Annotated in this window: 6 protein-coding genes; 5 read left to right on the top strand and 1 reads right to left on the bottom strand. The window is 66.7% G+C overall.

Annotation, left to right across the window (positions count from 1 at the left end):
• Positions 1 to 14 precede the first annotated feature (14 nt).
• A complete protein-coding gene (gene glgX / locus AC1DGD_RS21095; RefSeq protein WP_476858130.1) occupies positions 15 to 2129 on the top strand; it encodes a glycogen debranching protein GlgX in 2115 nt (704 codons plus the stop codon).
• A 22-nt stretch (positions 2130 to 2151) separates the two neighbouring features.
• Positions 2152 to 2508, top strand: coding sequence for a barstar family protein (locus AC1DGD_RS21090; RefSeq protein ID WP_079552073.1), 357 nt, complete (start codon positions 2152 to 2154; stop codon positions 2506 to 2508).
• Between the two features lie 45 nt (positions 2509 to 2553).
• Here the strand turns inward: AC1DGD_RS21090 and glgP are convergent, their stop codons facing one another.
• Positions 2554 to 5172: an alpha-glucan family phosphorylase gene (glgP, locus tag AC1DGD_RS21085; protein ID WP_476850584.1), complete on the bottom strand. Its 2619-nt coding sequence runs from the start codon at positions 5170 to 5172 to the stop codon at positions 2554 to 2556.
• 151 nt (positions 5173 to 5323) lie between these two features.
• On the opposite strand from glgP, the gene AC1DGD_RS21080 reads away from it, so the two are divergent.
• From AC1DGD_RS21080 to AC1DGD_RS21070, 3 genes are read left to right on the top strand one after another with little or no spacing between them, the layout of a single operon-like run.
• On the top strand, positions 5324 to 7396 hold the full coding sequence (locus AC1DGD_RS21080; RefSeq protein WP_476858129.1) for an alpha-1,4-glucan--maltose-1-phosphate maltosyltransferase: 2073 nt from the start codon (positions 5324 to 5326) through the stop codon (positions 7394 to 7396).
• Between the two features lie 5 nt (positions 7397 to 7401).
• Positions 7402 to 9198, top strand: a complete 1797-nt coding sequence (gene treS / locus AC1DGD_RS21075) for a maltose alpha-D-glucosyltransferase (RefSeq protein WP_018774200.1) — start codon at positions 7402 to 7404, stop codon at positions 9196 to 9198.
• A 1-nt stretch (position 9199) separates the two neighbouring features.
• Positions 9200 to 12925, top strand: a complete 3726-nt coding sequence (locus AC1DGD_RS21070) for a 1,4-alpha-glucan branching enzyme (protein ID WP_476858128.1) — start codon at positions 9200 to 9202, stop codon at positions 12923 to 12925.
• Positions 12926 to 13305: the final 380 nt, after the last annotated feature.

Raw genomic sequence — 13305 nt, 5'->3', positions numbered from 1 at the left:
CTAAGCTTTAAGCAATGGTTATGTCTTACATAGATACCGCTTCCACCGTAGACGCTTCGCGGGCGTTTCCGCTGGGGATCAGCGTTCCACATACCGGGTCGCCGGCAGTGGACGATCCCCGGGGCGCGTTCGCCAACGTGGCCGTCTACGCGCCCGGCGTAACCACGCTGGAGATCGAATATCAGGCGCCCGGGGGAACCTGGCAGGTGAAGACACTGCCCAACGTCACCGACGGCGTCCACCACGGAATTGTTGAGGGCATTCCCGCCGGCTCGCGCTATGGCTTCCGGTCCTCCCCGGAACACGAGGCCCTCCCGCTGTCCATGCCCGCCACGAATTTCGATGCCGTCGGCGAGCAGCCGTTGCTGATGGACCCCTACGGCCGGGCCGTCGACGAACGCGAGGGGCTGATCACCAGCGTCCGGGTCGGCAACGATTTCGACTGGGGTCTGGACCGCAGCCCGCGGGTCCCGTGGCGCAACACGATCGTCTACGAGGCCCACGTCCGGGGCCAGACGAAGCTGCACCCGGACATTCCGGAGGACCTGCAGGGGACGTATGCCGGGATGGCCCACCCGGCCATGATCGAGCACCTGATCTCGCTGGGCGTCACGGCGGTCCAGCTCCTGCCCGTGCATTTCCACGTGGACGAGCCGCACCTGCAGCAGCTCGGGCTAACGAACTACTGGGGCTACAACACGGCCGCATTCTTCGCCCCGCATCCGGGCTACGCCACCGAGGCCGCCCAGGCCGCCGGCGCCCACGCGGTCCAGGACGAGTTCAAGGGCATGGTCAAGCTGCTGCATGCCGCCGGGCTCGAGGTCATCCTCGACGTCGTGTACAACCACACCGCCGAGGGCGGCACGGACGGTCCCACCCTGAGCTTCCGCGGCCTGGGCGAGATGCAGTACTACCGCAACGACGGCCACGGCAGGTACGTGGACACCACGGGCTGCGGCAACAGCCTGAACTTCGGCGAACCCCGCGTCGTACAGCTGGTGCTGGATTCCCTGCGCTACTGGGTGAGCGAGTTCCACATCGACGGGTTCCGCTTCGACCTCGCCGTCACGCTGTGCCGTAACAGCGCCAACGAATTCGATCCGCGGCACCCCTTCCTCGTCGCCGTCGGAGCCGATCCGGTCCTGTCCGGCGTCAAGCTGATTTCCGAACCCTGGGACGTGGGCTACGGCGGCTGGCAGACCGGCCGGTTTCCCGCCGGGTGGGTGGACTGGAACGATCATTTCCGCGACGCCGTCCGCAGCTTCTGGCTCGCCGACCGCGCAGCGATCGACGGCGGCGGCAGCGGCGGCCCGGTGGCCCGCCTCGCGGACGCCCTCTCTGGTTCCGCCCGGCTGTTCGAGTCCTCGGGCCGGTCCCGGCTCGCCTCGCTGAACCTGATCACGGCCCACGATGGCTTCACCCTGGCCGACCTGACGGCCTACGACCGCAAGCACAACGAGGCCAACGGCGAGCAGAACCGGGACGGCCACGGCGATAACCGCAGCTACAACCACGGTTTCGAGGGCCCCACTGAAGACGGCGAGATCCTCGCCCGGCGCGCCCAAAGCAGGCGGAACCTGATGGCCTGCCTGATGATTTCCCAGGGCGTACCCATGATCACCGCCGGGGACGAGATCTGCCGGACCCAGCAGGGGAACAACAACGCCTACTGCCAGGACAATGCACTGACCTGGATCGACTGGACCAGCACCACGGAATCCCATGCGATGCTGCGCACCACCAAGCGCGTCATCCGGCTGCGCAAGGAGTTTCTGGCCAGCCAGCCGCATGATTACCCGGCGCGTGACAACCAGTCCTACTTCCATTGGTTCGATGTGGACGGCCAGCCCATGTCCGCCGACACGTGGCATGACCCCGGCCACCGGGTGATCCAGCTCCTGCTCGGGTCCGACGACGGGCACGTCGACGGCCTCGTGGTGGTCAACGGCGGCGCCGACGACGTCAAGGTCACCCTGCCACGGCTGAGCAACGAGGACGGCACCGGGCACCGGCTCTTCGAACTCCGCGTGACGACGTCCGAACTCCATGACCGGCGTCAGGGCGCCCGCGTCGCCTCCGGTGAGCGCGACCTCGTCCAGGCCAACACGATCAATATCTACCGCACCTAAATAATTCGAGATTAAGGACCCCATGAAGATTTACTCGGCAGAGACCTGGACCATCGAAGAACTCACGGCGCAAATCGGCGACGCCGGCCGGCGCGCCCTGGTTGTCCCCGCCGCCGACACCAAGCAGGCGGTCCTGGACACGTTCGGCGAGCTCCTGGACGTCCCCGAGGACTACGGCACAGACCTGGATGCCCTTCACGATTCGCTGCACGACGTCGCGGATGCCGTGACAGACGACGGCGAGGCCCCTGTCACGTTCATCTGGCAGGTGCCCGCCGCGCTCCGCGCGGACCGCTCCTTCGGCGTCATCTGCGAAACGCTGCAGGACGCCGAAGGCTACGCCGGCAAGAGCCTGGACGTCATCGCCGTCTGCCTCTAAAGAGAGCTAGCACGCCACGCGGTGACGGTCACGCCGCGGTGACGGTCAGGCGTTGACGATCAGGCCCAGCTCCGCTTTTGAGGCCAGGGCATCGTTCTTGGGGAGCACGCGCACGGTGTAGCCGAAGGACCCCGAGCGGTCGATCACCAGCGTGCCGCTGAAGAGGTGCCGGCCCTTGCCGAGGTCTTCGGCGGCCTTGAGCTCCGCGACCGTGATGTCCGTCAGCTCGTCGGTGTCCTCGGCCCGGCCGTAGGCCACCTCAACATAGACGTCGTCCGGTGAGAGCTCACGCAGCGCCACGTACGCATTTACCTGCAGCAGATCGCCGATCTGCGGGTCCTCGGAGACCCCCACCGAGTCGACGTGTTCGACCTGGATGTGCGGCCATGCGGCCCGGACCCGTGAGCTCCATGCCGCCAGGGCCTTGGCCTGGGCGTAGTTGTCCGCCACAGCGTGGCGCCCTGCGATCGCGGCGGGCCGGTACAGGACGTTGACGTAGTCCCGGAGCATCCGTTCCGCGGAAACCGCCGGGCCCAGGTGGGACATGGTGTGCTTGATCATCGAGACCCAGTGCGTAGGAACGGCCTGCGGGCCGGGCTGGGACGGTCCGGCAGCGCCCGCGGCGTCGGACACGGTCAGCCCGTAGAACCGCGGCGCCACCTGCGTTTCGAGCAGCTCGTACAGAGCCGCCGCCTCGATGTCGTCGCGTTCCTCCGGGGAGGCGTCGTTGTTGGCGGTCGGGATCGCCCAGCCGTTCTCGCCGTCGTACATCTCATCCCACCAGCCGTCCATGACCGAGAGGTTCAGCGAACCGTTCAGGGCAGCCTTCATGCCGGAGGTACCGCAGGCCTCCAAGGGGCGCAGCGGGTTGTTCAGCCACACATCACAGCCGGGGAACAGGGTCCGGGCCATGGCGATGTCGTAGTTGGGCAGGAACGCGATCCGGTGCCGCACGGCGGGGTCGTCGGTGAACCGGACGAGGTCCTGGATCATCTTCTTGCCGGCATCGTCCGCCGGGTGGGACTTCCCTGCGATGACCAGCTGAATGGGGTGCGTCTTGTGCAGCAGCAGCGCCTTGAGCCGTTCCGGGTCGCGCAGCATCAGGGTCAGCCGCTTGTAGGTCGGCACGCGGCGGGCAAAGCCGATGGTCAGGACGTCCGGGTCCAGGACGGAGTCCGTCCACGCCAGCTCGGCGTCGGCCGCGCCGCGCTTCTTCCACGCGGCCCGGAGCCGGCGCCGGACATCCTCGACCAGGGACACCCGCATCTCGCGCCGCAACGCCCAGAGGTCCTCGTCGGTGACGTTGTAGGCCAGGTCCCACCGGCCCTGCGCCTCCGCCTCGGCACCGAAGTGGTCCCGCGCCAGCGCGGCGATGCGGGGGTCCACCCAAGTGGGGACGTGCACGCCGTTGGTGACGGAGGTGATGGGGATTTCGGAGTGGTCGAAGCCCGGCCAGAGGGCGGAGAACATCCCGCGCGAGACCACGCCGTGCAGTTTGGCCACACCGTTGGCCCGCTGGGCCAGCCGCAGCCCCATCACGGCCATGTTGAACACGAACGGGTTTCCGTCGGCGAAGTCCTCGCGGCCCAGGTCCAGGATCTTGGCCACCGGGACGTCCGGGGCGAGGCCGGCTTCGAAGAAGTGCTGAATCTGGGAGATTTCGAAGCGGTCGATCCCCGCCGGCACCGGCGTGTGGGTGGTGAACACCGTGGACGCCCGCCCGGCGGCCAGGGCCTCCTCCCAGCTCAGCGGCGCCGTGCCGGACATCAATTCCTGGATCCGCTCGACACCGAGGAACCCGGCGTGGCCCTCGTTGGTGTGGAAGACTTCCGGCGCGGGGACACCCGTGAGCCGCTGGAACTCCCGCAGTGCCTTGACCCCGCCCATGCCCAGCAGGAGCTCCTGCTGCAGCCGGTGGTCTCCGCCGCCGCCGTACAGGCGGTCGGTGATGCCGCGGGCAGCCTCGTCGTTGCCCGGAACGTTGGAATCCAGCAGCAGCAGCGGCACACGTCCGACGTCGGCCCGCCACACGTGCGCCAGCAGGCGCCGGCCCTGGGGAAGCGGCAGGGAGATCTGGACCGGTTTGCCGTTGCCATCCGGGGAGGCCTCGCGCAGGAGCGTCAGGGGCAGCCCGTCGGGGTCGAGGACCGGGTACGTTTCCTGCTGCCAGGCGTCCCGGGAGAGCGACTGCTTAAAGTAGCCGGCCTGGTACAGGAGTCCGACGCCGATCAGCGGCACGCCAAGGTCCGAGGCCGCCTTCAGGTGGTCCCCGGCCAGGATGCCAAGGCCGCCCGAGTACTGGGGCAGGACCTCGGTGATGCCGAACTCCGGCGAGAAATAGGCGATGCATGCCGGCGCGCCGTCGCCCAGGCTCTGGTACCAGCGCGGCTGTTCCAGGTACTGGTCGAGGTCATCGGCCGCGGCGTGGACGCGCCGCACCACGTCCTGGTCCGCGGCGAGGCGCTGCAGCTCTTCCCGGCTGACCAGGCCCAGGAAAGTCACGGGGTCGTGGGCGCTCTCCGCCCAGACCCCGGGGTTGAGCCCCTCGAAAAGCTCCCGGGTGGGCGGATGCCAGGACCACCGGAGATTGGTGGCGAGCCGGGCCAGCGGCCGGATCGACTCCGGGAGTACGGTTCGGACGGTAAATCTGCGGATTGCCTTCACCAGCGAAACACTAACGGACAAGTCGTTGCCCCGGAACTGCTTTAAGATTCTTTCCCGTAAATGACGGATATCACTCCGACCAGAACCAGAAACCTCCGGAAAACGTTCGAGGCCTTAGCATTCTGGCCGTTTTGTAGATAACGTCGAGGCTGTGACGAATAACTCGCGAACCAGCGCCGTGTCCAAGCAAAAGCCCAAGGCCCTGATCACGGATGGCCTTCGATTTGGCCGCTTTCCGATCACCGCCGTGCAGCCTTCGGTGGAGGGCGGAAAGTTTCCCGCCAAAGCGGTCGAGGGCCAAACCATTGTCGTGGGAGCCACCGCGTTCCGGGAGGGACACGACCAGCTCGGGGTCAGCGCCGTCCTGCTCGACCCACGCGGCAAAGAGCGGCAGCGGGTCCGCCTCGCCCCGCCGCGCGGACCCCGCGGAATGGGCACGGACCGCTGGGAAGGCCTCCTGACCCCGCCCGCCACTGGCAACTGGTCCTTCGTCATCGAGGCCTGGCACGACCGCTACGGCACCTGGCACCACAACGCCGAGGTCAAGGTGGAGGCCGGCATCGACGTCGAGCTCATGCTGTCCGAAGGTGCCGCCCTGCTGGCCGAAGCCTCCGAAGACGCCTCCCGCCCCTCCGGTGACCGCAGAACGCTGCGGATGGCCGTCGTCGTCCTCTCAGATACGTCCCGGACACCCGAGGAACGCCTCGCCGCCGGCTTCGGCGCCGACGTCGCCGCCGTCGTCGAACGCCAGCCCATCCGCGAACTTGTGACGGTTTCCGAGCCCTACCCGCTGCTGGTGGAGCGAACGCTTGCCGGAGCCGGCGCCTGGTACGAATTCTTCCCCCGCTCCGAAGGTGCCGTGCGCAACCACGACACGGGGGAATGGACCTCCGGCAACTTCCGCACCGCCGCGCAGCGCCTCGACGCCGTCGCCGCCATGGGCTTTGACATCATCTACATGCCGCCGATCCACCCGATCGGCGGCCAGCACCGCAAGGGGCCGAACAACACCTTGATCGCCGGACCGCACGATCCCGGTTCGCCGTGGGCCATCGGATCCCACGAGGGCGGCCACGACGCCATCCACCCGGATCTGGGCACCTTCGAGGACTTCGACGCCTTCGTGGCACGGGCCGGTGAGCTGGGACTCGAGGTGGCCCTGGACCTGGCCCTGCAGGCCGCGCCCGACCACCCGTGGGTGCAAAGCCACCCGGAATGGTTCACCACGCGCGTCGACGGCACTATTGCCTACGCGGAGAATCCGCCAAAGAAATACCAGGACATTTTCCCGCTGAATTTCGACAACGACCCCGCGGGGCTGTCCAACGAAATTCTAAGGATTGTGATGCTCTGGGTCAGCCACGGCGTCAAAGTGTTCCGGGTGGACAATCCGCACACCAAACCCGTCTGGTTCTGGGAATGGCTGATCGGCAAGGTCAATAAGAAGCACCCCGACGTCGTCTTCCTCGCCGAGGCGTTCACCCGCCCGGCCATGATGCACGCTCTTGGCCGGGCAGGCTTCCAGCAGTCCTACACCTACTTCACCTGGCGGAACACCAAGGAAGAATTGGAGACGTACTTCCAGGAGGTCAGCCACGAGTCGGCGGCCTACTTCCGGCCGAACTTCTTCGTCAACACCCCGGACATCCTCACCGAATACCTGCAGTTCGGCGGCCCGGCGGCCTTCAAGATCCGTGCCGCCCTGGCCGCGACGGCAAGCCCCATCTGGGGCGTGTACGCCGGCTTTGAGCTCTACGAACACGTGGCGCGCCCGGGCGCCGAGGAGTACATCGACAACGAGAAGTTTGAGTACAAGGCCCGCGACTGGGACGCGGCGGCAGAATCGGGGCGCACCCTGGCCCCGTACCTGACCCGGCTCAACGGGATCCGGCGCGCGCACCCGGCCCTGGGGGATCTGCAGAACCTGACGGTGCACCAGAGCTCGGACAGCTCCACCGTGGTGTTCTCCAAGCACAAGACCCTCGCGGACGGGACCAAAGACACCCTGATCATCGTCGTCAACGTGGACCCGCACGGCACCCGGGAGAGCACGGTGTCCCTGGACCTGCCGGCGCTGGAACTGGACCCGGAGAACTTCACGCACAACGGCCGTTTCATGGTTGATGACCTGCTGACCGGCGAGAGTTGGGAATGGGGGGAGTACAACTACGTCCGCCTGGACCCGCACGCCGAGCCCGTTCACATTCTTAGCATCCGGAGGTAGTGCCAGTGAGTTTTAGCCCGCAGAACCCGAGCCAGCACTTCAGCCCGAGGGGGAGCTTCGAATTGAATGCCCCGGGCCTCCAACACGATCCCCTCTGGTACCGCAAGGCGGTCTTCTACGAGGTGCTCGTCCGGGGCTTCGCCGACGGCAACGGAGACGGCTCGGGCGACTTCCACGGCCTGATCGAGAAACTGGACTACCTGCAGTGGCTGGGGGTGGACTGCCTGTGGCTCCCGCCCTTCTTCCAGTCACCGCTGCGCGACGGCGGCTACGACATCTCGGACTACAACTCCGTGCTGGACGAGTTCGGCACCATCAGCGATTTCAAACGGCTCGTGGCCGAGGCCCATGCCCGCGGCGTCCGGGTGATCATCGACCTTCCGCTGAACCACACCTCCGACCAGCATCCGTGGTTCCAGGAGTCACGCAAGGACCCGGATGGTCCCTTCGGCGACTTCTACGTGTGGAGCGACACGGACGAGAAGTACGAAGACGCCCGCATCATCTTCGTGGACACGGAGGAATCCAACTGGACCTTCGACCCCATCCGCCGGCAGTTCTTCTGGCACCGGTTCTTCAGCCACCAGCCCGACCTGAACTTCGAGAACCCCAAGGTCATTGACGCGCTCTTCGACGTCGTGCGGTTCTGGCTGGACCAGGGCATCGACGGCTTCCGGGCCGACGCCATCCCGTACCTGTTCGAGGAGGAGGGCACCAACTGCGAGAACCTGCCGCAGACCCACGAATTCCTCCGCCAGCTGCGCCGGATGGTCGATGAAAGCTACCCGGGCCGCGTGATCATTGCCGAGGCCAACCAGCCGCCCGCCGAAGTGGTGGAGTACTTCGGCACCGAAGAGGAACCGGAATGCCACATGGCGTTCCACTTCCCGATCATGCCGCGGCTGTACTACGCACTGCGGGACCAGAAGGCGTCCCCCATCATCGAGACGATGAAGGACACGCCGGACATTCCCGAAGGTGCCCAGTGGGGCACGTTCCTGCGCAACCACGACGAACTGACGCTGGAAATGGTCACCTCCGACGAACGCGCCGCGATGCTCGGCTGGTACGCGCCGGATCCGCGCATGCGCGCCAACATCGGCATCCGGCGCCGGCTGGCCCCGCTGCTGGATAACTCCCGCTCCGAGATCGAGCTGATCAACGCCCTGCTGCTGTCCCTGCCGGGCAGCCCGTTCCTGTACTACGGGGACGAGATCGGCATGGGGGACAACATCTGGCTCGAGGACCGTGACGCGGTCCGCACCCCGATGCAGTGGAACCCGGACCGGAACGCCGGGTTCTCCAGCGCCGACCCGGGCAAGCTGTACCTGCCGGTGATCCAGTCGCTGGTCTACAACTACAGCATGGCGAACGTGGAGGCCGAGGCCGCACATTCGGGGTCCCTGCTGCGCTGGACCCGCCAGATCCTGAGCGTCCGCAAGAACCACCCCGCCTTCGGGCTCGGCGGATTCAAGCATGTGGAGGCTGACCACGACGTCGTCCTCGCTTACCTGCGTGAGCTCCCGGAAGGCAACGCCGCCGGCGAGGACGCCGAGACCATCCTGTGCGCCTTCAACCTCTCACAGCACCCCGTGGCTGCCACGTTGCGGGTGCCGAACTTCGCCGGCCGCGGCCTCCGGGACGTCTTCGGCGGCCAGGCCTTCCCGGCCATCGGCGATGACGGAACGCTGACGCTGACCTTGGGCAGCCACGATTTCTTCTGGTTGCGGATCCGTTCCGCCGCCTCCAACCCGGCATCCCCGTTCACACAGGCGATGCCCGTCCTGTCCATCGAGGGTTGAGATGACGCGACCAGCCCTTGCCCCGGCCTTGAGCGGACTGCTTGGCGCCTGGCTCCCGCGCCAGCGATGGTTCCCTGTCAAGACCGCCGAGTTCACCTTCGAACCGGCGGGCGGCCTGCGCCTTGAGACCGCCGCCGGCGGGGCCACGTTCGAGGTGTTGCTGGTCGCGGTGTCCTACCCCACGCCCGGCGGCAGCCGCACCGACGTCGTCCAGGTGCCGCTCAGTTTCCGGCCAGAACCCCTGCCGGGGGCAGAACGCGCGCTCATCGGCGAACTTCCCGGCACCCGCGCTGATGCCGCCCACCAGTGGGTGTACGACGGCGTCCACGACGCCTCCTTCGTCGCCGCCTGGCTGGAGCTCATGCGGCACGGCGCAACGACGCCGTCGGGCAACGCCACCGGCCACCTGGTGGAGTCCGGCTACCGCCTGCCGTTCGCAACAGGCAAGGTCAAGGTCCTCTCGGGCGAGCAATCGAACAGCTCGGTGATCGTCGACGACGAGGACGGCGGCACAGTCGCCATCGTGAAGTTCTTCCGGGTGCTGTCCGAAGGGCAGAATCCCGAGGTTGAAATCGGTGCGGCGCTGACTGCGGGACACACCGCGGAGGTCCCGGCAACCCTTGGCTGGGTGGCTGGCGAGTGGGAGGTGCCGGCGGCGGCAGCAGGGGCGGAGCCATCAGATGCCCGCCGTCCCGCCACTGTCCGTCCCGCCTCCGGCGAGCTGGCTGTGGCGCACGAATTCCTCGCCGGCGGACTCGATGCGTGGCGGCTCGCCGTGGACGCGGCCAGCCGGGGGATCGGGTTCGCTGCAGAAGCCCACGCGCTGGGCGCGGCCACGGCCACCGTGCACCGCCGGCTCGCCGAGGCCCTGGGCACAGCCGCCGAATCTGCGCCGGGGCAGGACATCGCGCCGGGAGTAGCCGAGCGCGTCCGTCAGTCCTGGGCCCAGGCCGGCCAGGCTGTCGGGCCTTACGAAGAAGCGCTGAACGGTCTCCTCGGCCGGCTCGAGGGCACCAGCGCAGGCCCGCTCCAGCGTATCCATGGCGACCTCCACCTCGGGCAAATCCTGCAGGTGCCCGGCAGCATGGTCCCGGGCGAGCCGGGGGGCCCCCCGCGCTGGGCCATCCTCGACTTCGAGGGCGAGCCCCTGCGCCCCATCTCCGAGCGCAACTTCCCGGACGTCGCCCTTCGCGACGTAGTCGGCATGCTGCGGTCCTTCGACTACGCCGCCGGAGCCGCCGTCCGCGAAAACCCCGGAGCCGTGGTGCCCGGGACCTGGGTGGATGACTGCGCTGAGGCCTTCCTGGCCGGCTACGCCGACGTCATTCCCGGCAGCATCGACCGCGACTCGCCGCTCTTTGTGGCGCTGTGGCTCGACAAAGCCCTCTACGAAGTCATCTACGAACTAAGGAACAGGCCGGACTGGCTCTCCATCCCGGTGAACGCATCGCGTCGTCTCCTCGGCAGTACAGGTTCCGGCGTCGCCGCCGAAGCCGCAGCGGAAGGTATAAAAATGACAGGATCAGCACGTATCGATCGGCCCGGCACACCACTGCCCGTGGATGGCGAGACCCTTGCAAGGGTCTCCAGCGGCGAACACCACGCGCCCCACTCGGTCCTCGGCGCCCATCTCGATGACCATGGCCATGTCACCATCCGGACGGTCAAGCACCTGGCGGAAGCGGTCTCGGTCGTGACGTCGGCAGGTTCGACGCCCATGACGCACGAATCGAGCGGCGTATGGGTGGCCGTGATGGAGCCGCTCGAGCGCGGCCATGTGCCGGATTACCGGCTCGAGGTGACCTACAAGGACCACGAGCCCCAGGTCATGGACGACCCCTACCGTTACCTGCCAACCGTCGGCGAAGTAGACCTGCACCTGATCGGTGAGGGCCGGCACGAGCGTCTGTGGGATGTCCTCGGCGCGCACGTGCAGCACTACAAGTCCTCGCTTGGCGACGTCGACGGCGTGTCCTTCGCCGTCTGGGCCCCGAACGCCCAGGCAGTGCGCGTCAAGGGCGACTTCAACGGCTGGGACGGCCGCGAACACTCCATGCGCTCCCTCGGTTCCACCGGTGTGTGGGAAGTCTTCATTCCCGGGGTTGTAGCAGGGGCGTGCTACAAATTTGAACTCAGGACCCGGCACGGATACTGGGTGGAAAAAGCGGACCCGCTGGCCTTCGGCACCGAAGTCCCGCCGCTGACGGCATCCCGGGTGGTGGAGCCCTCTTACGTCTTCAAGGATGCCGAGTGGATGCAGGCCCGCGCCGCCCGCGATCCGCACAACTCGGCCATGAGCGTCTACGAGGTCCACCTCGGTTCCTGGAAGGTGGGGCTGGGCTACCGCGAACTGGCCAAGGAGCTCGTGGAATACGTCAAATGGCTCGGCTTCACCCACGTGGAGTTCATGCCTGTGGCCGAGCACCCCTTCGGCGGCTCGTGGGGCTACCAGGTCACCTCGTACTTCGCGCCGACCTCGCGCTTCGGGCACCCGGACGAATTCCGCCACCTCGTTGACGAACTCCACCAAGCCGGCATCGGCGTCCTCCTCGACTGGGTCCCGGCGCACTTTCCCAAGGACGAGTGGGCCCTGGCCCGGTTCGATGGCGAAGCACTGTACGAGCACGCCGATCCGAACCTGGGCGAACACCCGGACTGGGGAACGCTGATCTTCGACTTCGGCCGCAGGGAGGTGCGTAACTTCCTGGTGGCCAACGCCCTGTACTGGCTCGATGAGTTCCACATCGACGGGCTCCGCGTGGACGCCGTCGCCTCCATGCTCTACCTCGACTACTCCCGCGAAGAGGGTCAGTGGCAGCCAAACCGTTTTGGCGGCCGCGAAAACCTGGAAGCGATCTCATTCCTCCAGGAGGTCAACGCCACGGTCTACAAAACCCACCCCGGCGCGGTCATGATTGCCGAAGAATCCACCGCATTCCCGGGCGTCACGGCGCCCACGAGCGGCGGCGGCCTGGGCTTCGGCCTCAAATGGAACATGGGCTGGATGCACGACTCGCTCAAATACATGGCCGAGGACCCGTACAACCGCCGGTGGCACCACGGCACCATCACGTTCTCGATGGTCTACGCCTTCACGGAAAACTTCCTGCTGCCCATCAGCCACGATGAAGTTGTGCACGGCAAGGGCTCCATGCTGCGCAAAATGCCCGGTGACCGGTGGCAGCAGTTGGCAAACCTGCGCGCATTCCTGGGATATCAGTGGGCCCACCCGGGCAAGCAGCTGATCTTCATGGGCACCGAATTCGGCCAGGAAGCGGAGTGGTCGGAGCAGTACGGCCTGGACTGGTGGCTCGCGGACATCCCGGCACACAACGGCATGCAGCTCCTGACCAAGGACCTCAACGAGCTCTACCGTTCCACGCCGGCACTGTACGAGCGGGACAACCAGCCCGAAGGGTTCCAGTGGATCAATGGGGGAGACTCGGACCGCAATGTGCTGACGTTCATCCGCCGTGACGCCGACGGCAACCCGCTGGTCTGCGCCGTGAACTTCTCCGGCGGGCCGCACACGGACTACCTCCTCGGCGTCCCGGCCGCCGGCGAGTGGCAGGAAGTGCTCAACACCGACGCCGCCAGCTATGGCGGTTCCGGGGTGGAGAACACCGGAACCCTGACCGCGACGAAGGACGGCCTGGATGGACAGCCGGCCATGCTCACCGTCACCCTGCCTCCGCTAGGGGCCGCGTACTTCAAGCCGCTGGGCTAGGCGCAGCGCCCGGACAGCAGACCTGGCGCGCGTAGGGAAGTGTTTGCGAGAGGCCCGGAATCCCCGTGATTCCGGGCTTTTCTGCACCGTCTTCGGTGCCGCTTTGTCAGCCGGTCCAAGTGGTGGTAGAGTTTATTTCCGCGCTGCTCCCCGGAGTTGAACGGCCACCAAGACCCAGAAGCCTATGGCAAGAATGAGTCTGGATCGCCGATTTGACTAGGGTGAAGCGGCCGGGTAAGTTTGAAAAGTTGCTCCGGAGCGATCCTTGACTGATTGTTGGTTGTGGTGGTGCCGGGTGTGTCTGTTGTTTGAGAACTCAATAGTGTGCCAAGTTTGTTGATACCAATTTATTGTATTGAATTGGTTGAATTTGCCGGGCC

It is taken from the genome of Arthrobacter sp. 05T45, assembly GCF_056395875.1.
Note: the sequence above shows the minus strand (reverse complement) of the source record. Positions and strands in the feature narration are given on the sequence as shown.